We start from the raw sequence: 21,792 nt of genomic DNA, 5'->3' as shown, positions 1-21,792 counted from the left end.
AGGAATCTGGAGTATTCTGTCTTCTGCGAGGGTTTTCAGGGGAGATATTCCATGCTTCGACTCATTCTCATCATCTCGGCTCTGGCAGTCGGTCTCGTTGGCATTGGCGAGCTGTCACTGGCCGATGCCCAGCAACGCGCCGTCTTGCGCCAGACGCAGACCGATACCAGTTTCAGTCCGGCATTCCAGACCGCGATGGAAAGTGGTGACTATGCGCAGGCGGCCGCACTTGTCAGTTCGGGCCGGGCGACGGGACATCGTCAGCATCGCGCCATGACGCCATCCACTTCGTCGTCGGCTGCCACCAGCCTGGCCGCCAATACACCGCCGCCGGAGACCGCTGACTATACCTGCAATAGTGGCAATTGCGCCTGTGCGGGGCATCGGACTGTGTGGCCATGGCACCGATCTGTGTCGAGGGCACGATAGGCTGCAATGATTACGGCTGTACCTGTCAGGAAGCGACCGAATAGGCCGGTTTTGCTGAACAAGAAAGGGCAGGGCGTCGTCTTTTGCGACGCCCTCCTTTGGCGTGACACCGCCTTGACTATTGTCCATCCTGCATGCGGTGCAGTTTGTTGCTAAGGATTTCGATACGCGTGCGATTTTCCACCGCGACGTTGAGGCCGTCTTCGGCAATCAGCCCGCCCAGCTCTTAGAGCAGATTGCGTTTCCCTGCGTCCTTGATCAGGCTTTCAATTAAGGCAATGGCGACGATACGCTCGCCCTTGGTGACGGGTCTGACTCGTGATAGGTGTTAGAGGGGTAGAATTGCCCTGCACCTCTGGAAAGCCCGAAACCGACAATCCGGAATGCGACCGACCCGCCGTGTTTATCGATGTTTATCGATTTCGGAACGTCAGCGCAGTGGTGAAATAGGCTATTGCTGCAGCGGCGATCGACAGCATGAAGGCCCCCGGTAGGGCGAAGACCCATTCGGCCAGCAACATCCCAGCCAGTCCGCACAGAATGGCCGCGATGGCCGAGATCTCGCCGCCGGCGCGGTGGTGCAGGCCTGCGAGTACGCAAATCAGCAGGCCGGCGCTTCCGAGCGAAGAGGCCAGTTCGACGAGCCGTAAATGGTTTCGCCCGAGAGCGCGATGAGCAATGCGGCGAGACCGGCCGTGACCGTCAGAATACGGGCAATTCTCAGCCGCTCCCGCTGGCCTGAAGCCGGCCGGATGCGAACATAGATATTTTCCGTCGCCAGTGCCGAGATCGCCAGCAGTGCCGATCCACGGTCGAGAGCACGGCGGAAAACAGCGCGCCGGCAAAGATGACGAACAGAAAGGGAGGGCATCAGCTCGCGGGCCAGAACGGGCAGGAAGGGTCGCCTTCGCCGGTTTCGATTCGAGCCCCGGAGCGATAAGCCCGAATGCCAGCGGGATCAGCCCACAAGAAGATAAAGCCCGGCAGCAACCAGTCCGCCGGTCCGCGCGACCGCGGCAGAGCGCGCGCCGAGAAAGCGGGCGATCGGTTCCTGCGCGACGAGACTGCCCAGGATCGGGATCATCAGACATCCAGCCGCTCCACCCAGCTCTCGCCTGGCCCGACCAGACGCAGGCGTTCCGGATCAATCGTCGCCAGTGCCGCGCCGGGGCCGCCTGCAGCGGCGAGCATCAGGGCCAGCAGCAGGACCAGTCCGACCAGCAGAATCGCGCCTTGCATCATGTCGGTGATCACATCACCCAGCAGACCGCCGAGCGACGTATAGACGATGACCAGCACCGTTGCCGCGAGCAACATCGGGACGACACCCATGCCGGTGACAACGGCCATCAGTGTTGCCATGGCCAGCATTGCGCCCAGATCACCGAAGTGGGAATGGCCACCAGTACAGCCAGCGTCTCCGCGCGTGGCCCGAAGCGGTCGCGGAAAAATCGGCCAGGGTGACATAGCCGCGCTTGCGGAACTGGCCGGCAATCAGCAGCGCCATCAGGAGAAGCGTGATGGCATAGCCAAAGGTTCGGCGCGTGCGCCCGCCAGTCCTTCCGTGCAATGGTCGCGGTTGATCCCAGAACCGTCTCGCCGCCAAACCAGGTGGCGAAGACCGAGAGGCCGACCGCGACAACGCGCGAGGCGGCGGCCCGCAATGAGATAGTCGGTATCGGAGGAGGTGCGCCGCGACGCCCAGGCCGCGATCGCCAGTTGCAGGATCACATAGCCGAAAACGGCCGCCGCAACCATTTCTGTCAGGCCCGCGCAGCGTAGGCGGCATAAAGCGCAATCGCCGCCGCGTTGGAGATGTTCAGGCTTTCGATTTTACCGGTGGTGGAATCGAAACCAGCAGGTCGCAGTTTTCCGCGATGCGCGGACGCAAGCCTTTATCTTCGGCCCCCATGACGATGACCAGTCCGGGGCCGCCGTGTTTGCTATGGCTTCGGGCAGATGCGTTTCGGCCTCGCCATCCAGTCCGATGACAGATCGTCCGGCCTCGCGAAACCCGATCAGCGTATCGGCAATATTGGTGACGCGCACATGGCGCACGGTCTCGGTCGCGCCCACAGACGCCTTGGCGACCGCGCCGAAGAGTGGCGGAGCCTTGCGGTCCTGCATGACCACCGCGCGCGCGCCAAACGCGGCCGCCGAGCGGAAGACGGCGCCGACATTGTGCGGGTCGGTGACTGAATCCAGTACGACCAGAATGCCATGGGTCGGATCCACGACGGCATTGACGGATTCAGGTTCGGGCGCTGTCGCGCGCATGGCAAAACCCTGATGCACCGCGCCATCGGGCAGATGGGCGAATATCGCGTCCGGCTTCATGTCCTCGAACGCCGTGCCTTCGGGCACTTCGCGCTGGGCATTCAGCGTCAGCAGTAAACGCTTCACTCGCGGCGCGATTCGCAAGCGCGGCGAGAACGGCATGCCGCCCCAGACCCAACCGATACTATCGGTCTCGGAATCGCGTGAAGGTCTTGTTTTATATGCTGAATTGGGGCGGTTGCGCCCTTGGTTCTTCATCACTATAGTCCGCGCTCCGTTGATCGGGGCCTCCTGTTTAGCCGCCGCGCACTGCAATCCGGACCGGATTGACGGAGACGATGTGTTGCATCGGCGTTTTATCTGGCGATAAGACGTTTGTCGCGCGTCGAATGCGTATGGAGGGGTGGTCGAGTGGTTAAAGGCACCAGACTGTAAATCTGGCCGCGAGCGTACGCTGGTTCAGAATCAGCCCCTCCACCATCGCATTCGTCACGTCTGAGTGCGGGTATAGCTCAATGGTAGAGCAGCAGCCTTCCAAGCTGAATATGTCGGTTCGATCCGTCTACCCGCTCCAGTCTTCTCATTCACTGGCTGACGTGCCACGCTCCTTCTTTTCCCGGAAGCGTGCATGTCGAGACTTTGCCTTCATACTGGCGGCCATAGCCGCTCTGGTCATGGCTTTCGCGCACGTTATCCTGGGCGGACCGCTGGTCGTGGACGCCATTCGCAATGCGCCCGGTTTGCCGAGGTGGTTATCTGGCTCAGCTATTTCACCTGGCATGACGGGACTGTGGCGCTTCTCGTGTGTTCGGCAGCTTTTGCGTTCGTGGCGATGCGTCCGAACGAGATTGTTCTGGCCGTTTTGCTACTGCGATGATGGCAGGTTTTGGTGCACTCGGCCTGGCGACCGCGATCATGGGCAGCGATTCGCGTGGCGAACGCCGGCGCCGTTTGCCTTCGGCATTATCGGCGGTTTGGGGCTGGCCGGAATCTGGCGTCGGCCGAAGTCCGTCATGCCGTCCGTATAAAGCGCACCGAGCACAGTTCCGCCGCGTTTACACATCCATTGCCGCAACCCTCTTGCGTTTATGGCAAGTGGACGCTATCCCCGCGCTCAGTTTTGGACGTGCGCTGGGGACAGCGCCGTTGGTCGGTTACATCACAAGGATGAAAGCAATGGCCAAGGAAAAGTTTGAGCGTACGAAGCCGCACGCGAACATTGGCACGATTGGTCACGTTGACCACGGCAAGACGACGCTGACGGCGGCGATCACGAAGTATTTTGGTGACTTCAAGGCGTATGATCAGATTGATGCTGCGCCGGAAGAGAAGGCGCGCGGGATCACGATTTCGACGGCGCACGTCGAGTATGAGACGGATGCGCGTCACTATGCGCACGTCGACTGCCCGGGACACGCTGACTATGTGAAGAACATGATCACGGGTGCGGCGCAGATGGACGGCGCGATCCTGGTTGTGAACGCGGCGGACGGCCCGATGCCGCAGACGCGCGAGCACATCCTTCTGGCGCGTCAGGTTGGCGTTCCGGCTCTGGTGGTGTTCCTGAACAAGGTTGACCAGGTGGATGACGAGGAGCTCCTGGAGCTCGTCGAGATGGAAGTGCGCGAGCTTCTGTCGTCCTATGATTTCCCGGGCGACGATATTCCGATCATTGCCGGTTCGGCTCTGGCAGCCCTTGAGGGCCGCGATGCCGAGATTGGCGAGAACAAGATCCGTGAACTGATGGCGGCTGTGGATGAATACATCCCGACGCCGGAGCGTCCGGTGGACCTGCCTTTCCTGATGCCGATCGAGGACGTGTTCTCGATTTCGGGCCGGGGAACGGTTGTGACCGGCCGTATCGAACGCGGCATCGTCAAGGTGGGCGAAGAGATTGCGATCGTCGGTGTGCGTGACACCAAGACGACGACCTGCACGGGCGTTGAGATGTTCCGCAAGCTGCTCGATCAGGGCCAGGCCGGCGACAATGTCGGTGTGCTGCTGCGCGGTATTGATCGTGAAGGTGTCGAGCGCGGTCAGGTTCTGGCCAAGCCGGGTTCGATCACGCCGCATGCGAAGTTCGAGGCGGAAGCCTATATCCTGACGAAGGAAGAGGGTGGACGTCACACCCCGTTCTTCACCAATTACCGCCCGCAATTCTACTTCCGGACGACGGATGTGACGGGTGTTGTGACCCTGAAAGAGGGTACGGAAATGGTGATGCCGGGCGACAATGCCGAGCTGAGCGTTGAACTGATCACGCCGATTGCGATGGATCAGGGCCTGCGCTTCGCGATCCGCGAAGGTGGCCGCACAGTCGGCGCCGGCGTGGTCTCCAAAATCACCGACTAGGGTTAGCTCCTGCCGGATGAAACACTATGGCGGCGGGTCCTGATGTCGGGCCCGCCGTTGTCGTTCCGTATGTATGCGGCGGCCAGCCGCAGCCGGTAATCTGGACAGCGGACAAGGCGGTGACTACTACTGCATCATCATTCTCCTGATCCGAAACATAGCTGACAGCGAGCCCCGATCCGAACATGTCACAGCCGCTGGACCTTCGTCTCAACCCGTCCATTGACCCGGAAAAATGGGCAAAAGCCTATGCCCGCGATCGGCTTGTCCAGATTCGGACATCTTCGAACCGGCGCTCGCCGATGAAATCGAGTTCGTGTTGCGCGGCCAGTTGCAGTGGCGGCTTGTTTTGCCGAAGCCGATCCGTCCGCGCCCGGCGGCGAAAGTGTCGCTCGCCTGACACAGGCCGACGTTGCGGCGATGGGGCGCGAGGCCATCTCGGCGCGCCTTTCAAAAGTTCTCGAACGGGCGCGCGACAATTACGGCTATCTCTACAATGCCTATCCCATGATCGAGGCCTACACCTCGGGATGGGAACCCGATCATCCGATCCATGCGATTACGGAATTTCTGAATGCGCCGGAGTTTCTCGAATTCGGCCGCCGCGTGATCGGCGCAGATACGATTACAAAGGCGGATGCGCAGGCGACGTATTATGCGCGCGGCAATTTTCTGACCCGCCACATAGATGACGGACACGAAAACGAGCGCCGGGCGGCTACACACTCGGATTTACCCGGCGTTGGGAGCCGGACTGGGGCGGGCTTCTGATGCTGCTGGATGGCAATCGCGATATCGAGCGGGCCTTCCTGCCACGTTTCAATGTGTTGTCGATTTTGACGGCCGACGCATCCATTCTGTCAGCGCGGTTTCGCCTTTTGCCGGAGATGGCCGTTTCAGATTACGGGCTGGTACAGGGATGATCCCGCACCGGAAAAACCGCAATGACGGATCCACGGCTTCAGGAAGCGGCGCAGCTTCGGCTGGCGGAGGCGTTCGACCGGGCCGAGGCACTCTGCCATGAGGTTCTGGCGGGCAATCCCGCCATGCCGAGGCCATGGCCATATTGGGGATATGCGCCCTTGAACGGGGATGTAACGGCGGGGCGTGACTGGCTTGACCGTGCCGAAGCTGCTGACCCGGATCTGGCCGTCCTGCATCTCTACCGTTCGATCGAGCGCGCCGCATCGGGAGATGTAGACAGGGCCATCGCGGCCGCGCGGCGCCACGGAACTTGCGCCGGGCCGGTTCGATGTCTGGGGCCGGCTGGGGATTTGTCCGGACAGGCCGGGGATTTCGAAACCGCGGCAGAGGCCTTGCCCGTGCCCTTGAGGCCGAGCCGCATCATCCGGCCGTCGGACCAGTGGCCCTGCGCCTTGCCGCGGCCCGTTCCGAAGGCGGCGATCTGAACGGGGTGGGTGAGGCCCTCGACAAAGCGGAAGCGAGCGGACTGTCGGACCATGAAGATGTGCTTCGCCTGCGAGCAGGTCTGGCGCGGCATCGCGGCGACTGGGCGGCGATGAGGGATTTTGCAGAGCGCTGGCTGGCCGCGGCCGGCGATGATGTCGAAGCGCGGAGCGCCTACGCACACGCATTGAGCCAGCTGGGTTATTACAAAGGCGGCAAACGTCTTCAAGTCGGTTGTCGAGGCCGAGCCGAGCGCCGCCAACTGGGCCGCTCAGGGGCGTCTCATTCTGGGCGCCAGAGATATCAGCCGGGCTGAAGGCTGTTTCCGGAAAGCCCAGGCCATCGATCCGCAATGTGCCGCGGCGGTTTCGGCCTGGCCCGGGTTTACATTCGCTGGCAAGATAGAACAGGCCGAGCGGGCCTGCCGGAAAGTCTGGCGCTTGATCCCGGCAATCTCGGGCCTACGGCCAGCTCTGCGAAGTATCGGGTGGCCGGCTCACAGACGAGGAAGTGGGCGCGCTGGAAGCGGCTGTCGCGCAGCCGGGCCTGCCGGCCGATCAACTCGCGATCGGTTTGTTCGCGCTGGGCGATGCGCTGCATCGCCGCAAGCAGCGGCCCGGGCGTTTGCCGTCTGGTCTCGCGCGAATGACACCAAGAAATTGCAGCATAATGGTGCCGTCGTCTCGGCGTATGACCGCGCGGCGCAGACGGCACGAACGGATTGGCTGATCAGGAATTTCCCGACCGATCTGGCAGGTGAAACGCCCGCGAACCGGGATATGGCCATCCCGCTCTTTATTGTGGGCATGCCACGGTCCGGTACAACGCTGATCGAAGCCGCGATTGCGGCCCATGATGACGTGCTGCCGGGCGGTGAGCTCAGCGCCTTGCCCTTCGTGTTCGAGGAATTCATGACGTGGGCCACGGAAAGTGGCTGGAGCGGCGGTCCCATTCCGAAGACCGGCTTGCCGTCTGGCGCGAGCGCTACCGCGCCCAGCATCGCGAATTCGGGCTCGATGGCGCGCGCTATGTCACCGACAAGCAACCTTCGAATTTTCTTGCTGTGGGCTTGATCCGTCAGCTTTTTCCGGCGTCGCCGGTCATTCATATCCGCCGCCGCCCGGTGAAACGGCGTTCTCGATCTTCCGGCGCAATTTCTCCGCCAGTGGCCCTTTGCCCATGACCTGGATGATATTGCCCACTATTATGCCGAACACGCCCGGCTCTGCGCGCATTGGGAAGCGGCTTTGCCGAAGTCTTTCACCTTGCTTCAGTATGAGGATCTGGTGGGCGATTTCGAAGCCCGGTTGCGATTTGTCCTCGCCCGCTGCGGAATCAGCTGGGACCGCAAATGCCTCGAATTCTATAAGTCTGACCGATCGGTAATGACGTTCAGCGCCGTGCAGGTCCGCAAGCCGCCATCGGCAGATCATCTCGATTCAACCAGCCCCTATGCCGGTGAACTCGGCGATTTCGATAAACGCATCGCCGGGCTCGGGGTCGATCCGGTGACCGGGGCGTGGGGCGTGGCCGAGCAACCGGATGACGAGCCGGGACCGGAAACGCGGGATGTGTCCCGCAAGGCGGGCTTCTGGTCCCGTCTGACGGGCAGCGGGTAGGGCGGCAATGACCCAGCTCCTGCAATCGGCGGCACAGCTGCTTCAGGCGGGGGCAGCGGATGCCGAGCGTCTGCTGGCGCAACGGCTCGCGCAAGACCCCGGCGATGTTGAAGCCTTCATTTGCGCGCGATCGCGCTGGGGCGAATGGGGCGCTTCCATGACGGCCGCGCGGCCTTTGCTTCGCTGGTGAACAAACATCCGCAGCCCCATGCCGTGTTGAGCAATCTGGGAAATCTCGAGCGACGGGCGGGTAACGCCGAGGCCGCGGCCTCGCCTATGAAGAGGCCCTGCAACATGCGCCGGACTTTGTTGATGCGCGATTCAATCTTGCGGTCCTGCGCGCCGGAAATGGCGACTACGAACAGGCCATTGAGCTGTTCTCGAGATCAACCGCCGTATGCCGGGGCATGTTGGTGCACTCAACGGTCTGGGCAATGCGCTTGTGGCGCTCGATCGCAAGGCCGAAGCCATGGAGGCCTTCGATGCGGCGCTGGCGGCCCGGCCGGATGCGGTTCTCGTCCGGGTCAACCGGGGCGCGCTCCGGCGGGCGGCGGGCGATCTGAGCGGAGCACTCGCGGATCTTGACGCGGCCTGCCGCGAGGCGCCTGCACTGGCAGAGGCACATTACCAGCGCGCCAATACGCTTCGCACGCTGGGCCGGACAGAAGCGGCCCGGGCGGCTTTGCCGAGGCTTTGCGGCTGGCACCTGAACGGGTAGACATTCACGCGGACCTGGCCTCGCTGGCCTGGGAATCCGGCGGTGGCCGCGATTCCACTGCGGCCATGGATGCGCAGCTGGCGCGCGCCCGGATGCGGGCTGGCGCTGGCCAAGGCGCGCCTCCTCTATCGTGCGGGCGAGCTGGCGGCGGCCCTCGAAGCGGCTGAACTGGCCGTCAGTCAGGACCCCGGTCTGGCCCCTGCATTGGCGCTCCGCGGCGCGGTTCAACGCCAACTGGGTGGTCATGTTGCCGGGCTTGCGGATTTGCGCGCGGCGTTCGAAGCCTCTGCCGGCAGCGATTGCGCCATCCGCCACCAGCTGGTGGAGGCGTTGCTCGCGGACCGGCAATTTGCGGATGCGCTGGCATTGCTCGATGAAGAGCCGGCAGCGCCGCATCTGCAAAGCACGTCGCTCTTAAAGCCCTGGCGTGGCGTGGACTCGGGGACCCGACCTATCGTGACTTCTACGACTATGACCGGTTTACCTGGGCCGGGACGATCCGGACGCCTGACGGGTACGAATCACGAGGCGTTCAATGCCGCTCTCGGTGCCTCGATCGCACGATTGCACACCACCCGCGTTCAGCCGCTGGAACAAACCCTGTTCGGCGGAACCCAGTCTCCGGGGCGGTTGTGGAATGAGAACGATCCGGTGATTGCGGCGCTTTCTGATTCCCTGATGGAGGCGGCACAGCGTTTCGTGTCCGGCCTGCCGGACGATTCAGACCATCCCTTTCTGCGCCGCAAGACGGGAAAGCTGGAATTGGCCGGGGCGTGGTCGGTCAGGCTCGCGTCGGGCGGCGGCCATGTTGACCATGTTCACCCCGCCGGATGGATAAGCGCCTGTTATTACGTTGATGTTCCAGGATCTGTGATGGCGGGAGAGCGCGCCGGCTGGCTGCGCCTCGGCGCATCCGGTGTGGCGGGGCTGGACCTGCCGGCGGAGCGCTATATCCGGCCGGAGCCGGGCCGGGTCATCTTCTTTCCGTCCTATATGTGGCATGGCGTCGAGCCGTTCGAGAGCGACACGCCTCGCGTTACGGCCCCCTTCGATCTTATCTCCCGCAGAGAAGGCGAGTGATGGCCTCAAAACCTGGCTACCGACATTAAATTCTTGCAAGAATTGATATAAATGGCCGGCAAGCGTGGCGATAAGGAAATTGCGGCAATTCCGCCACACTTCCGGTCAAATGCTTGTGGCATTGGTGAGTCCGCACCTCGCGTCATTGACCTGTCATAAAATCTCCGGCTAGTTTTGGCCCAGAGGCGGGCGTTTGTACCGTCCGCACGAGGGGGCCTCGACCAGATCGGGTCAGGGTTCCGGCTCAATGTTTAAAACTCGGAGGGATTCTGAAGTGAAATCGACTTCATTCAAGACCTGCCTCATGGCAGGAACTATCATCGGCGGCCTGATGGCATCGGCACCGGTGATGGCTCAAGAACGCCGATGCGGAAGCGACGCCAGACGTCGTAACCGTCACCGGTTCTCGTATTCAGCGGACGGACACAGTTGCACCGAGCCCGATCACGAATGTGACGGCCGAGCAGCTGGAGATCGTCAACACCGTCAACACCGAAGACTACATCAATACGCTGCCGCAGGTTGTTCCGGCGTTCGACTCCGTCGAACAGCCCGGGTAACAGCACCGCGACGGTCAGCCTTCGTGGCCTCGGCACGACCCGTACGCTCGTCCTCGTGGACGGCATGCGCTTCGTGGGTTCCGGTGTGACTCAGGTCGTCGACCTGAACAACATTCCGGCCGCCATGATCAGCCAGATCGATATCGTGACCGGTGGTGCTTCCGCTGTTTACGGTTCTGATGCTGTTGCTGGCGTTGTGAACTTCATCCTGCGCGATGATTTCGAAGGCGTTCAGATCAACACGTCCTACGAAACTTCGCTTGGCGACCTTGACGGCGAAATCACCAACATCAATGCGACGATGGGTGGCAACTTTGCTGATGGTCGCGGTAATGCCGTGACTGTGGGCTACACGCTCCGCGGCTCCGTGCTTCAGGGTGATCGCGACTTCTCTTCCAACACCTTCTTTGATCCGGGTCCGGTGGCACCCAGTTCATTCTTGGTGGTTCGTCCAACATTCCGGGAACCCGTTCCGTGGTGCGACCAGCTCGAACTTCGGTTTGAATGGTGCGGGCGTTAACGCTATCGATCCGGCTTGTGCGACCAATTTCTGTTCCGGTTTCCGCATGGATGGCGGCACGCTTCGCGGTCTGCGTTTCGGATCTGCAGCTGATCCGGTCACCGATCTCTACAACTATGCACCGACCAGCTACCTGCAGCTGCCGCAGGCGTTACAACATTGGTGCCTTCGCGACCTATGAAGTGAATCCCGCTCTGGGCTGTATGGTCGTGGTATCTTCGCTTCGAACGTCGTCGACTCCCAGTTGGCTCCGACGCCGGCCGGGCTGACGATCCGGGTCAATCTGGACAGCCCAAACCTCAATGCGACGCTTCGGAACCTGATGACGAATGATGCCGGCTCGAACAATGGCGATGGTACTGCCACGATCCGTATCTCCCGCCGTTTTGAAGAGCTTGGCCCGCGGAACAATCTCCGTGAGACGAACTCCTTCCAGATGGTTCTGGGTGCGCGTGGCGATCTGAGCCCGAACTGGTCGTATGACATTGCGGGTAACTATTCGCGCTCTTCCGTTGCCAACTTCCAGACGGGCAATCTGTCTTCGTCTGCCTTCCAGGCGGGTATCCTCTGTGATGGTGGTCCGACAGCACTGGCCAGCGGTTGTACGGCTCCGACCGTCAACATCTTTGGCGGTGCGGGTTCGATCTCTGCTGCCGGTGCGGCTTTCATCAGCCGTCGGGCTGCGATCGTTTCGAACATCGAGACCTTCCAGGCCGTGGCGACCGTTGCTGGTCGTCTCGAGGCTTTGACGATTCCAATGGCAGAAACAGCCCTTCGGTGGTTCTGGGTGTGGAATATCGTGAAGCTGAAGCTCAGGCCAACCCTGACTCGGTTCTCGGACCGGACGTTCGCGGTTTCAACCAGTCTCTGCCTGTTGGCGGTGTGGTTGATGTATCCGAGTTCTTCTTGGAAGCGGAAGTGCCGCTCGTTGAAAACCGTCCCGGCATGGAAAGCCTTGCTCTGAACGTTGCCTTCCGTTCTTCGGAATACAACACGGTTGGTAATACGGAAACGTTTGCTGTTGGCCTCGGCTGGCAGATCGACGATCAGTTCCGTGTCCGTGGTAACTTCAACCGTGCTGTCCGGGCCCCGAATGTGGGTGACCTGTTCCAGCCTCTGGTCAACGGTTTCCCGGGTGCATCTGACCCGTGTTCTTCTGGTCCTAACGGTTCGTTCAGCGCAGCGACGGTTGCTGCTACCTGTACGGCTGCTGGCGTGCCAGTGGTGGGTGCCAACTTCAGGGCAATGCCCAGATGGAAGCTCTGTTCGGTGGTAACCCGAACCTCGGTGCTGAAACGGCTGACACCTACACCGTTGGTGTGGTGGCAACGCCGAACATGATCGAAGGCCTGACGGTTCAGCTCGATTACTACAACATCTCGATCGAAGATGCGATCACCACTGTTCCGCTGCAGACCCTGCTGAACGAGTGCCACGTCAGCAATATCGCTGCCTCCTGTGCGATCCTGGCTGTCGGTGGTTCTCGTAACCCGGCAACGGGTGAGATGGGTGCCAATGGCTTCCTGCCACGCCTGACGGCAATCAATGCTGCGACGCTCGATGCCGAGGGTATCGATCTGCGGATTGATTACGCTTTTGCGGCTGACGTCATCGGCATGCCGGGTGAAGTGGGCCTGAGCTACTATGCTGGTTACACAATGACTGCCGACACGCAGAATTCTGCGACCTCGCCGGTCATCACCTGTGCTGGTGAGTACGGTCTGGATTGTGGTGAGCCGACGCCGGAATACAAGCACGCCATGCAGGCGTCCTGGTATACCGGTCCGTTCACGACGTCGCTGCGCTGGCGTCATGTCGGTGCTGTCGATGCGGATGACACAACGCTTCCGCTGGTCAGCAGCCTGTCGGACGATATTGGTGGCACGAACTATTTTGACGTGACCTTCCAATATGACGTCACCGAGAATTTCTCGACGACGATTGGTATCACCAATGTGACCGATACAGACGTTCCGGTTCTCGGCTCGACCGCCTCCGAACAGGGTAACACCTGGCCGGCGACGTACGAGACCCTGGGTCGTCGTCTCTTCGTGGGTGGTTCGCTGCGCTTCTAGTACAGCGAATACTCCAACAGACTGGATGGCGGGGCTTCGGCCCCGCCATTTGTTTTCGGAGGATATTATGGCTCGCGAATGGAAGAATTTCTGGAATCATCTCGATGAGTCCGGAGATGTTTGCACCGGTGCGGCAGAATTGATGCAATCGCATTGGGAAGCAGAGCTGCGGCCCCTTCTTGCAGAGACGTGACGTTGCGATTGCTGACCTGGCCTGCGGCGGCGGCGTGTCGGTCGAATTGCGAGGCGGATTGCAGGATCGGGCGGAAGCGCAAAGCTTACATTTGTCGATGTGGCGCTGCGCGCTCGAAAAAGTGCGCTCTCTGGCGGGAGCATGGCGATACGTTTGTCGAGGCCAGCCTGCTGGATCTGTCTCTGGCTCCATCCAGTCAGGATATTGTGGTCAGCCAGTTCGGGCTTGAATATGCGGGGCTGGAGGCTTTTTCCGTTGCGGCCGAGCTCGTCCGGCCCGGCGGCCATCTGATTGTCATGTCGCATGTAAAGAATGGCGCCGTCTGGGATGAATGCGCCAGTGATCGCCTGGCCCTCGATGCGGTGCTGGAGCCGGACATTCTCGAACGGGTTGACCGGCTTGTCGATGAAGTTGATCCGGACCGCCGGATGGCTGGCGAGCAGGAGCTTGCAGACCAGCTGGGCAACATCCAGCGCCAGATTGAGGGTCAGAATGGTGGCGGGGTGGACTATGTGACGCAATTACTGCCCGATCTCCTTCGCCTTTATGTTAGGCGGGCCGCCTATGACCGTATCCAGATCACATCATGGCTGACAGCCCAGCGTCAGAAAGTGACGTCTTTCAGGGATCGCATGGTCTCCATGATGGATGCCGCGCTGTCGGAAGAGGACATCAAGGCCGTGTTCGGACGCCTGGAGGGGGCCGGTCTTTCCAATAAATCCTGCAAGCTGCAATCCGGCCTTTCCGGCGACCGGCCGATGGCCTGGCTCATCAAAGCGGAAAATAACCGGTAAAATGCAGTTTCGGGCTTCTATTGTCAGCAAATTGCGAGTAAGAGGCGCGGCTATTGCCAAGTGGCCGGACTGCTCATTTATGAGCAGACGGTTCTTTGTGTGGATGGCCGTAGGGGTGTAGCTCAGCTGGTAGAGCATCGGTCTCCAAAACCGAGGGCCGGGGGTTCGAGTCCCTCCGCCCCTGCCATTCGAACAGGGACTGGCAAAACGCTGGTGACGGATTAAATAGGTATAATGGCCAAGACGATCGGTAAAAATACGCCTGTCAAGAAAGACGACGCGCCTGCGCCGAAGAAGAAGGTGTGAATCCTTCCAGTTCTTCCAACAGGTTCGCCAGGAGGGCCGCAAGGTGACCTGGACGACGCGTCAGGAGACACTGGTCTCGACGATCATGGTCCTGATCATGGCCGGGCTGGCGGCACTGTTTTTCTTTGCGGTAGATTCCGGCATTTCCGCCGCGGTCACCGCCATTCTTCAGCTTGGTTCTTAAGGGTCCGAACGCATGGCTTCCAGATGGTATATCGTTCAGGCCTACTCCAACTTCGAAAGAAGGTGGCGGAGGCGATCAAGGCAGATGCCGTCCAGAAGGGACTGGAAGACTGCTTTGAAGAGATTCTGTTCCGACCGAAGAGGTCGTCGAGGTGCGCAAGGGGCGCAAGGTCCAGTCCGAACGCAAATACTTCCCCGGCTATGTGCTGGTGAAGATGGACATGACGGATGCTGCCTACCACCTCGTGAAAAATACACCGAAAGTCACGGGTTTCCTGGGGTCCGGCACGAAGCCGATGCCGGTATCCGAGAATGAGGTGAAGCGTATTCTGGGTCAGATGGAGGAGGACGCCGAGCGTCCGATGCCGACGGTCCATTATGATATCGGTGAGACGGTTCGTGTCACCGATGGTCACTTCCAGAGCTTTAACGGCGTCGTGGAGGAAGTGGACGAGGAGAATGCCCGCCTGAAAGTGGCAATCAATATCTTTGGCCGGGCCACGCCGGTTGAGCTGGACTACGGTCAGGTCGAAAAGCGGCCTGATTATCACACTGAGTGCGGAGGTTGCGGGCAAGACCATGCCGTGACCGCACCGCGCTCTCCTGACTGGAGTATAGGAAATGGCGAAGAAGATCAGCGGCTATATCAAGCTGCAAGTTCCGGCCGGGCGGCCAATCCGTCCCCGCCAATCGGTCCTGCGCTGGGTCAGCGCGGGGTCAACATCATGGAGTTCTGCAAGGCGTTCAACGCAAAGACGCAAGAGATGGAAAAAGGGATGCCGATCCCGACCGTCATCACCGTCTTCCAGGACAAATCCTTCACGTTCGAGACCAAGACACCGCCGGCCAGCTTCTATCTGAAGAAGGCCGCGAAGGTTCAAAGGGATCCGGCGCGCCGGGTTCGACGTCGCCGATCGCCAAGGTGACGATGTCGCAATGCCGCGAGATCGCCGAGGCGAAAATGGCCGATTTGAACGCAAATGATCTTGATCAGGCCACGAAAATCATCGCGGGTTCTGCCCGTTCGATGGGCCTGGATGTGGTGGAGTAAGTCCCATGGCAAAGTAGCAAAGAATTGGCGCGGCACGCGCCGGGCTTGATCGCGAAAAATGCATACGGTCGCCGAAGCCGTTGCCTTCGTGAAAGCCAACGCCACGGCAAAGTTTGACGAGACCATCGAGGTCGCGATCAATCTGAATGTCGACCCGCGCCACGCTGACCAGATGGTTCGCGGCGTTTGCAGCCTGCCGAATGGCACGGGCCGGTCGGTCCGCGTTGCGGTTTTGCCAAAGGTGCAAAAGCCGAAGAAGCCACGAAGGCCGGTGCCGAAATCGTTGGTGCGGAAGACCTGATGGAAGAAATCCAGGGCGGCCGCTCAGTTTCGACAAGGTTATCGCGCAACGCCGGACATGATGCCGCTCGTCGGCCGTCTCGGTAGGTGCTGGGTCCGCGCGGCCTGATGCCCAACCCGAAGGTCGGTACCGTCACCATGGACGTGACCAAGGCGATTGAAGCCTCAAGGGTGGTGCTGTTGAATTCCGCGCCGAAAAGCCGGTGTCATCCATGCCGGTATCGGCAAGGCCAGCTTCACCGAGCAGGCTCTGCACGAGAATATCAAGGCCTTCCTCGACGCGATTGTGAAAGCAAAGCCGTCGGGCGCCAAAGGCACGTATCTGAAGAAAATCGCACTCAGCTCCACCATGGGGCCGGGCGTGAAAGTTGACATTTCGAAGCTTCGGCTGCAGCGCCGTCCGCATAGGGCTTGTCAAGAAGGTATTCTGGTGGTTAACACCGCCGGTCCGGTCGGAAGCGGCATTTTGCCGATTCGGCCAACCTGTCCGAGATCGCAGGGGCAGACCGTCCGGTCTGTCTTAATTCCGCAAGGGCCCTGAGTGAGACAGAGCAAGAATTTGACAGGCCCGCTATGGCGGGGGTGTTGGTTCGAGCCCTGGGACAGGAATGCGCTTCGGGCGCGTCCTGGGCCTCACGGCAACAGGCGCATTCGGGGCGTCTTCACCGGGCACTTCATGGGGAAGTGTCTAACAGGAGACCGCAAATGGATCGTTTGACCAAGGAAGCCTCCGTCGAAGAGCTCAAGGGTATCTTCTCGAGCGGCTCCGTGGTCATTGCCCACTATTCGGGCATGACCGTTGCGGAAATGACGGACTTGCGTACCAAGCTCCGGGAAACCGGCGGCACTTTCAAAGTGGTGCGCAATCGTCTCGCCAAGATTGCACTTCAGGGTAACAGCGCTGAGGCTGCTTCAGAGTATTTCAACGGTCCCGTCGGGATCGCCTTCTCTGAAGACTTCACCGCTGCGCCCAAGGCTGCAGTGCCTATGCCAAGAATAACGAGAAGTTCGAAATTCTCGGCGGTTTCATGGAAGCAGAAGTCTTTGACGCCAATGGCGTTGCGGCTCTGTCGAAAATGCCGTCGCGTGAAGAACTTATCGGAATGGTTGCGGCCCGTCTTCTGGGTCAGGCTGGCGAAGTTGTCTCGCGTATCACCTCTCGGGCCAGACACTGGCCGGACAGATACAGGTTATCGGCGAAAAGCCGAAGCCTGAGGTGCGTCATTCTCCGCTTTCGAACCAACTCGACTTATCAAGGACTGAAAACAAATGGCTGATGTAGCTAAACTCGCAGACGAACTCCTGGGCCTTACCATTCTGGAAGCCAAGAACTCAATGACATCCTGAAGAAAAAGGCATCAAGCCTGCGGCTGCTGCCGTGGCTGTTGCCGCCCCGGGCGCCGATGCTGGCCCGGCTGCTGAAGAGAAGGACGATTTCGACGTCATTCTCGTTGCTGCAGGTGACAAGAAAATCAACGTGATCAAAGAAGTACGTGCGATCACGGGTCTCGGCCTGAAAGAAGCCAAGGATCTGGTTGAAGCTGGCGGCAAGGCCGCTCAAGGAAGCCGCCCGAGCTGAAGCTGAAGAGATCAAGAAGAAGCTCGAATAGCAGGCGCAACTGTCGAGCTGAAATAGGTTCTGCTTGCAGAATCGACAGGGACATTGACGGACGCATGGGGTTTTCCATGCGTCCGTCGACCCGTCTCTGAAACGGAATTCGCCGATCTCAGCCAGCCTGCGCCGAGATTGGCCTGACGCTTTCCGCCCGGTGATCCGGGGCGTTAGGCAGCAGCCGCATCATTCGGTGCGGAACTGGAACACAAAGTGCAGCCAAGGCTGCAAAGGGAGCCGACATGGGTCTGTCGTTCACCGGCAAAAAGCGCATTCGCAAATCTTTCGGAGTTATTCCCGAAACCGTCCCGATGCCAAATCTGATCGAGGTGCAGAAAAGCTCCTATGATCAGTTCCTGATGAAAGATGTTCCCGCTGCCGAGCGCGGCGATGAAGGTCTTCAGGCCGTTTTCAAATCTGTTTTTCCGATCAAGGATTTTCCGAGAAGTCGGTTCTCGACTTCGTATCCTATGAGTTCGAGCCGCCGAAATTTGATGTCGATGAATGCGAGCAGCGCGATCTGACTTACGCGGCGCCGCTGAAGGTGAAAATGCGTCTCGTCGTGTTTGATGTGGACGAAGAAACTGGCGCGAAATCCGTCAAGGATATCAAGGAGCAGGACGTCTATATGGGCGACATTCCGCTCATGACGGACAAGGGCACCTTCGTTATCAACGGTACAGAGCGCGTGATCGTCTCCCAGATGCACCGTTCGCCAGGCGTGTTCTTCGATCACGACCGGGGCAAGACCCATGCTTCCGGCAAATTCCTGTTCGCCGCACGCATCATTCCCTATCGCGGTTCCTGGCTGGACTTCGAGTTCGATGCCAAGGACGTGGTTCACATGCGTCTTGACCGCCGCCGGAAACTTCCTGCGACGACCCTGATGTATGCGCTCGGTATGGACCGCGAGGAAATTCTCGCGACTTCTACGAGCGGATCACCGTGAAGCTGATCAAGGGCGGATGGGCGGTTCCATTCGTGAAGGAACGCTGGCGCGGCATGAAGCCGTCATTCGATCTGATTGACGCCAAGTCCGGTGAAGTTGTGGCGCCGGCCGGCGAAGATTGCCGCCCGTGCGGCCAACAAGCTGGCGGAAGACGGCGAAAGACATTCTGCTCAGCGATGAAGGCCTGATGGGCCGGTTCGTGGCCGAGGATCTGGTGAACACCAAGACCGGCGGATCTATGCCGAAGCCGGTGACGAGATCACAGAAGAGGTGATCGAGGCGCTGCGCGAGCAGAAATTCAAGGCGCTCGACATTCTGGACATCGATAATCAGTCCGCGGCCCGTACATGCAGCAGACGCTGGCGGCCGACAAGAATGACACGCGCGATCAGGCTCTGGTCGACATTTATCGTGTCATGCGCCCCGGCGAGCCTCCACGGAGACGGCGGAAGCCATGTTCCAGGGTCTGTTCTTCGATTCCGAGCGTTATGACCTTTCTGCGGTTGGCCGTGTGAAAATGAATATGCGCCTCGATCTGGATGCACCGGACGATATGCGTGTCCTGCGCAAGGAAGACATTCTGGCCGTGCTTCAGACCCTTGTGGGCCTGCGCGATGGCCGTGGCGAGATCGACGACATCGACAATCTCGGCAATCGCCGTCTGCGTTCGGTCGGTGAGCTGATGGAAAATCAGTATCGCATCGGTCTTCTGCGGATGGAACGCGCCATCAAGGAGCGGATGAGCTCGGTCGATATCGAAACCGTCATGCCGCACGATCTGGTCAATGCGAAGCCGGCTGCGGCCGCGGTCCGCGAATTCTTCGGTTCCTCGCAGCTGTCGCAATTCATGGATCAGACCAATCCGTTGTCGGAAGTGACCCACAAACGCCGCCTTTCGGCGCTAGGACCGGGTGGTCTGACACGCGAGCGGGCCGGGTTTGAAGTCCGCGACGTGCACCCGACCCACTATGGCCGGATCTGTCCGATTGAAACGCCGGAAGGCCCGAATATCGGCCTGATCAACTCGCTGTCGACCTATGCCCGCGTCAACAAGTACGGCTTCATCGAGAGCCCGTACCGCAAGGTTGAAAACGGCAAGCTGACCGATGAGGTGCATTATCTCTCCGCGATGGAAGAGGCGCGCTACAGCATCGCTCAGGCGAATGCGACGGTGAGCGACAAGGGCGTGCTGGACAATGAATTCGTCAACTGCCGTGTTGGACCGGGCCGCGATGCGACCCTGACCCCGCGCGAGGATGTGGACTATATCGACGTCTCGCCGAAACAGGTGGTTTCGGTTGCGGCGGCCCTGATCCTTCCTTGAAAACGATGACGCCAATCGGGCCCTCATGGGCTCGAACATGCAGCGTCAGGCCGTTCCGCTTCTGCAAGCCGAGGCGCCGCTGGTCGGCACCGGCATGGAAGAGGTTGTGGCGCGCGATTCGGTGCGGCGATTGCCGCACGCCGGGATGGTGTGATCGAGCAGGTGGATGCCACGCGTATCGTTGTCCGGGCCACGGGCGACGTCGATGCGGCGCAATCCGGCGTGGACATTTATCGTCTCGCCAAGTTCCAGCGTTCGAACCAGTCGACCTGTATCAATCAGCGTCCGATCGTGAAGGTTGGCGATGAGGTGCAGGCCGGGGACATCATTGCCGATGGCCCGTCGACCGATCTGGGTGAGCTCGCGCTCGGCAAGAATGTGCTCGTCGCCTTCATGCCGTGGAATGGTTATAACTTCGAGGACTCCATCCTCATTTCCGAACGCATCGTGCGGGATGACGTGTTCACGTCGATCCACCTCGAAGAGTTCGAGGTCATGGCACGTGACACGAAGCTGGGACCGGAAGAAATCACGCGCGACATCCCGAATGTCGGCGAGGAAGCGCTCCGCAATCTCGACGAAGCCGGTATCGTATCGGTGGGCGCAGAGCTTGAGTCCGGCGATATTCTCGTGGGCAAGGTGACCCCGAAGGGTGAAAGCCCGATGACGCCGGAAGAAAAGCTTCGCGCGCCATCTTCGGTGAAAAAGCCTCCGATGTGCGTGACACATCACTACGTCTGCCGCCGGGCACCACCGGCACCGTCGTCGAAGTCCGCGTCTTCAACCGTCACGGTGTCGACAAGGACCAGCGCGCGATCTCGATCGAGCGTGAGGAAATCGAACGTCTCGGCAAGGACCGCGATGACGAGCTGAACATTCTGGAACGCAACATCTATTCGCGTCTGGGTGATCTGCTGCTGGGCAAGAAAGCGACATCGGGTCCGAAGGGCTTTAAAAGGGTGAAGTTACCCAGGAAGCCCTTGATAACGAGCCGCGCAGCCAGTGGTGGAAAATTGCCATCGACGACGAAAAGGCGATGGGCGAAGTCGAAGCGCTGAAGAAGCAGTATGACGATTCCAAGGCGCGGCTGGATCGCCGTTTCGAGGACAAGGTCGACAAGCTTCAGCGTGGTGACGAAATGCCACCGGGCGTGATGAAAATGGTCAAGGTCTTCGTGGCTGTGAAGCGCAAGCTTCAGCCGGGTGACAAAATGGCCGGCCGTCACGGCAACAAGGGTGTGATCTCAAGATCGCGCCGCTGGAAGACATGCCGTATCTGGAAGATGGTACGCCGGTTGATCTGGTGCTGAACCCGCTTGGCGTGCCATCGCGGATGAATGTCGGTCAGATTCTCGAAACCCATCTGGGCTTTGCCTGCAAGGGGCTCGGCCGTCAGATCGGCGAGCTCTATGAAGGCTACAAGCGCGACGGTAAAACCCAGGAACTGAAAGCCAAACTGGCTGAAGTTTATGGCAAGGATCAGGAACTGCCGGAGTCGGATGAAGATCTGGCCGAGCTGGGCCGGAACCTCACCAATGGTGTGCCGATTGCGACGCCGGTCTTTGATGGTGCCCGCGAGCCGGACATTGTCGAGCATCTGAAAATGGCGGGTCTCAATGAGTCCGGTCAGTCGCGTCTTTATGACGGCCGGACGGGCGAGATGTTCCACCGCCGCGTGACGGTTGGCATCAAGCACCTTCTGAAGCTGCACCACCTGGTCGACGACAAGATCCACGCGCGTTCGATCGGACCGTACAGCCTCGTCACCCAACAGCCGTTGGGCGGTAAGGCGCAGTTCGGTGGTCAGCGTTTCGGCGAGATGGAAGTCTGGGCTCTGGAAGCCTACGGCGCCGCCTACACCCTGCAGGAAATGCTGACGGTGAAGTCGGATGACGTGGCCGGACGGACCAAGGTCTATGAAGCGATTGTTCGCGGTGACGACACGTTTGAAGCCGGCGTACCGGAAAGCTTCAACGTGCTGGTCAAGAGATGCGTTCGCTGGGCCTGAATGTCGAGCTGAAGAACGAGTAGTTTTTAAATTCCG

General features: G+C 60.2%; 22 protein-coding genes, 3 tRNA genes and 7 pseudogenes. 27 read left to right on the top strand and 5 right to left on the bottom strand.

Translation table 11 applies throughout. The features are described from left to right. Positions 1-51: 51 nt before the first annotated feature. Complete coding sequence (locus tag HXX25_RS06455) at positions 52-429, top strand: hypothetical protein (RefSeq protein WP_187167648.1); 378 nt, start codon at positions 52-54, stop codon at positions 427-429. A 601-nt stretch (positions 430-1,030) separates the two neighbouring features. Here HXX25_RS06455 and HXX25_RS06450 read toward each other — a convergent pair. The 4 genes from HXX25_RS06450 to HXX25_RS06440 form a co-directional block, all read right to left on the bottom strand. Beyond that, on the bottom strand, positions 1,031-1,300 hold the full coding sequence (locus HXX25_RS06450) for a hypothetical protein (RefSeq protein ID WP_187167647.1): 270 nt from the start codon (positions 1,298-1,300) through the stop codon (positions 1,031-1,033). Between the two features lie 87 nt (positions 1,301-1,387). Then, complete coding sequence (locus HXX25_RS13995) at positions 1,388-1,513, bottom strand: hypothetical protein (protein WP_255466980.1); 126 nt, start codon at positions 1,511-1,513, stop codon at positions 1,388-1,390. Beyond that, positions 1,513-1,791, bottom strand: a complete 279-nt coding sequence (locus HXX25_RS06445; protein WP_187167646.1) for a hypothetical protein — start codon at positions 1,789-1,791, stop codon at positions 1,513-1,515. The genes HXX25_RS13995 and HXX25_RS06445 overlap by 1 nt, the downstream gene beginning before the upstream one ends. A 471-nt stretch (positions 1,792-2,262) precedes the next feature. After that, positions 2,263-2,832: an RNA methyltransferase gene (locus HXX25_RS06440; RefSeq protein WP_233346935.1), complete on the bottom strand. Its 570-nt coding sequence runs from the start codon at positions 2,830-2,832 to the stop codon at positions 2,263-2,265. 271 nt (positions 2,833-3,103) lie between these two features. Here HXX25_RS06440 and HXX25_RS06435 point away from each other — a divergent pair. The 15 genes and pseudogenes from HXX25_RS06435 to HXX25_RS06370 all read left to right on the top strand — a co-directional run bounded on the left by HXX25_RS06435 (position 3,104) and on the right by HXX25_RS06370 (position 10,962). Continuing rightward, positions 3,104-3,186: transfer RNA gene (locus HXX25_RS06435), tRNA-Tyr, on the top strand. 21 nt (positions 3,187-3,207) lie between these two features. Further along, positions 3,208-3,280: transfer RNA gene (locus HXX25_RS06430), tRNA-Gly, on the top strand. A gap of 602 nt (positions 3,281-3,882) precedes the next feature. Further along, on the top strand, positions 3,883-5,058 hold the full coding sequence (gene tuf, locus HXX25_RS06425) for an elongation factor Tu (protein ID WP_187167645.1): 1,176 nt from the start codon (positions 3,883-3,885) through the stop codon (positions 5,056-5,058). Positions 5,059-5,394: 336 nt separating this feature from the next. After that, the gene (locus HXX25_RS06420; protein ID WP_187167644.1) at positions 5,395-5,829 is read left to right on the top strand and encodes a hypothetical protein; all 435 of its coding nucleotides are present in this window, start codon (positions 5,395-5,397) and stop codon (positions 5,827-5,829) included. Continuing rightward, on the top strand, positions 5,829-5,981 hold the full coding sequence (locus HXX25_RS06415) for a hypothetical protein (RefSeq protein WP_233346934.1): 153 nt from the start codon (positions 5,829-5,831) through the stop codon (positions 5,979-5,981). The genes HXX25_RS06420 and HXX25_RS06415 overlap by 1 nt, the downstream gene beginning before the upstream one ends. Positions 5,982-6,002: 21 nt before the next feature. Further along, on the top strand, positions 6,003-6,467 hold the full coding sequence (locus tag HXX25_RS06410) for a M48 family metallopeptidase (protein WP_187167643.1): 465 nt from the start codon (positions 6,003-6,005) through the stop codon (positions 6,465-6,467). Continuing rightward, a complete protein-coding gene (locus HXX25_RS06405; protein ID WP_187167642.1) occupies positions 6,422-6,781 on the top strand; it encodes a hypothetical protein in 360 nt (119 codons plus the stop codon). The genes HXX25_RS06410 and HXX25_RS06405 overlap by 46 nt, the downstream gene beginning before the upstream one ends. 343 nt (positions 6,782-7,124) lie before the next feature. Beyond that, a complete protein-coding gene (locus HXX25_RS06400) occupies positions 7,125-7,538 on the top strand; it encodes a sulfotransferase (protein WP_233346933.1) in 414 nt (137 codons plus the stop codon). Continuing rightward, the gene (locus HXX25_RS14290) at positions 7,529-7,648 is read left to right on the top strand and encodes a hypothetical protein (RefSeq protein ID WP_370543748.1); all 120 of its coding nucleotides are present in this window, start codon (positions 7,529-7,531) and stop codon (positions 7,646-7,648) included. The genes HXX25_RS06400 and HXX25_RS14290 overlap by 10 nt, the downstream gene beginning before the upstream one ends. A gap of 1 nt (position 7,649) precedes the next feature. Continuing rightward, positions 7,650-8,084: a sulfotransferase gene (locus HXX25_RS06395; RefSeq protein WP_187167766.1), complete on the top strand. Its 435-nt coding sequence runs from the start codon at positions 7,650-7,652 to the stop codon at positions 8,082-8,084. 7 nt (positions 8,085-8,091) lie between these two features. Continuing rightward, positions 8,092-8,274, top strand: coding sequence for a hypothetical protein (locus HXX25_RS06390; RefSeq protein ID WP_187167641.1), 183 nt, complete (start codon positions 8,092-8,094; stop codon positions 8,272-8,274). Positions 8,275-8,368: 94 nt separating this feature from the next. Then, a pseudogene (locus HXX25_RS14285) lies at positions 8,369-8,458 on the top strand (tetratricopeptide repeat protein); the annotation flags it as partial. An 11-nt stretch (positions 8,459-8,469) separates the two neighbouring features. Further along, a complete protein-coding gene (locus HXX25_RS06380) occupies positions 8,470-8,802 on the top strand; it encodes a tetratricopeptide repeat protein (protein ID WP_304607845.1) in 333 nt (110 codons plus the stop codon). Between the two features lie 42 nt (positions 8,803-8,844). Beyond that, complete coding sequence (locus tag HXX25_RS06375) at positions 8,845-9,882, top strand: 2OG-Fe(II) oxygenase family protein (protein ID WP_187167639.1); 1,038 nt, start codon at positions 8,845-8,847, stop codon at positions 9,880-9,882. A gap of 522 nt (positions 9,883-10,404) precedes the next feature. Beyond that, positions 10,405-10,962, top strand: a complete 558-nt coding sequence (locus tag HXX25_RS06370; RefSeq protein WP_187167638.1) for a TonB-dependent siderophore receptor — start codon at positions 10,405-10,407, stop codon at positions 10,960-10,962. Positions 10,963-11,457: 495 nt separating this feature from the next. Here HXX25_RS06370 and HXX25_RS14280 read toward each other — a convergent pair whose 3' ends face one another. Next, positions 11,458-11,661, bottom strand: coding sequence for a hypothetical protein (locus tag HXX25_RS14280; RefSeq protein WP_187167637.1), 204 nt, complete (start codon positions 11,659-11,661; stop codon positions 11,458-11,460). 78 nt (positions 11,662-11,739) lie between these two features. On the opposite strand from HXX25_RS14280, the gene HXX25_RS14275 reads away from it, so the two are divergent. The 11 genes and pseudogenes from HXX25_RS14275 (at position 11,740) to rpoB (ending at position 21,779) form a co-directional block, all read left to right on the top strand. Further along, positions 11,740-12,303 (top strand): TonB-dependent receptor domain-containing protein, encoded by a 564-nt coding sequence (locus tag HXX25_RS14275; protein WP_370543747.1) that lies wholly within the window; start codon positions 11,740-11,742, stop codon positions 12,301-12,303. Continuing rightward, positions 12,216-13,037, top strand: a complete 822-nt coding sequence (locus tag HXX25_RS06355; protein ID WP_187167635.1) for a TonB-dependent receptor domain-containing protein — start codon at positions 12,216-12,218, stop codon at positions 13,035-13,037. The genes HXX25_RS14275 and HXX25_RS06355 overlap by 88 nt, the downstream gene beginning before the upstream one ends. A gap of 189 nt (positions 13,038-13,226) precedes the next feature. Further along, positions 13,227-14,024: a class I SAM-dependent methyltransferase gene (locus tag HXX25_RS06350; RefSeq protein WP_187167634.1), complete on the top strand. Its 798-nt coding sequence runs from the start codon at positions 13,227-13,229 to the stop codon at positions 14,022-14,024. A 111-nt stretch (positions 14,025-14,135) separates the two neighbouring features. Continuing rightward, positions 14,136-14,211 (top strand) — tRNA-Trp (locus HXX25_RS06345). Positions 14,212-14,280: 69 nt separating this feature from the next. Further along, positions 14,281-14,514, top strand: coding sequence for a preprotein translocase subunit SecE (gene secE / locus HXX25_RS13585; protein ID WP_187167765.1), 234 nt, complete (start codon positions 14,281-14,283; stop codon positions 14,512-14,514). Between the two features lie 12 nt (positions 14,515-14,526). Next, positions 14,527-15,049 (top strand): annotated as a pseudogene (gene nusG / locus HXX25_RS14155) (transcription termination/antitermination protein NusG); the annotation flags it as partial. An 85-nt stretch (positions 15,050-15,134) separates the two neighbouring features. Beyond that, a pseudogene (gene rplK / locus HXX25_RS06330) lies at positions 15,135-15,564 on the top strand (50S ribosomal protein L11). A 58-nt stretch (positions 15,565-15,622) separates the two neighbouring features. Further along, positions 15,623-16,240, top strand: a pseudogene (gene rplA / locus HXX25_RS06325) (50S ribosomal protein L1); the annotation flags it as partial. A gap of 329 nt (positions 16,241-16,569) precedes the next feature. Next, positions 16,570-17,024 (top strand): annotated as a pseudogene (rplJ, locus tag HXX25_RS06320) (50S ribosomal protein L10); the annotation flags it as partial. A gap of 109 nt (positions 17,025-17,133) precedes the next feature. Further along, positions 17,134-17,500, top strand: a pseudogene (rplL, locus tag HXX25_RS14150) (50S ribosomal protein L7/L12). Positions 17,501-17,718: 218 nt separating this feature from the next. Then, a pseudogene (gene rpoB, locus HXX25_RS14270) lies at positions 17,719-21,779 on the top strand (DNA-directed RNA polymerase subunit beta). Positions 21,780-21,792 lie beyond the last annotated feature (13 nt).

It is taken from the genome of Hyphobacterium sp. CCMP332 (assembly GCF_014323565.1).
Classification (GTDB): Bacteria; Pseudomonadota; Alphaproteobacteria; order Caulobacterales; family Maricaulaceae; genus Hyphobacterium.
This window is presented reverse-complemented; position numbering and strand designations above follow the sequence as displayed.

What these genes read in the sequence shown, in the direction of transcription:
- HXX25_RS06455 (WP_187167648.1), top strand. Translation starts at nt 52, where the DNA reads ATGCTTCGACTCATTCTCATCATCTCGGCTCTGGCAGTCGGTCTCGTT.
- HXX25_RS06450 (WP_187167647.1), bottom strand. Translation starts at nt 1,300, where the DNA reads ATGCCCTCCCTTTCTGTTCGTCATCTTTGCCGGCGCGCTGTTTTCCGC.
- HXX25_RS13995 (WP_255466980.1), bottom strand. Translation starts at nt 1,513, where the DNA reads ATGATCCCGATCCTGGGCAGTCTCGTCGCGCAGGAACCGATCGCCCGC.
- HXX25_RS06445 (WP_187167646.1), bottom strand. Translation starts at nt 1,791, where the DNA reads ATGGCAACACTGATGGCCGTTGTCACCGGCATGGGTGTCGTCCCGATG.
- tuf (WP_187167645.1), top strand. Translation starts at nt 3,883, where the DNA reads ATGGCCAAGGAAAAGTTTGAGCGTACGAAGCCGCACGCGAACATTGGC.
- HXX25_RS06415 (WP_233346934.1), top strand. Translation starts at nt 5,829, where the DNA reads ATGCTGCTGGATGGCAATCGCGATATCGAGCGGGCCTTCCTGCCACGT.
- HXX25_RS06410 (WP_187167643.1), top strand. Translation starts at nt 6,003, where the DNA reads ATGACGGATCCACGGCTTCAGGAAGCGGCGCAGCTTCGGCTGGCGGAG.
- HXX25_RS06390 (WP_187167641.1), top strand. Translation starts at nt 8,092, where the DNA reads ATGACCCAGCTCCTGCAATCGGCGGCACAGCTGCTTCAGGCGGGGGCA.
- HXX25_RS14280 (WP_187167637.1), bottom strand. Translation starts at nt 11,661, where the DNA reads ATGTTCGAAACGATCGCAGCCCGACGGCTGATGAAAGCCGCACCGGCA.
- HXX25_RS06355 (WP_187167635.1), top strand. Translation starts at nt 12,216, where the DNA reads ATGGAAGCTCTGTTCGGTGGTAACCCGAACCTCGGTGCTGAAACGGCT.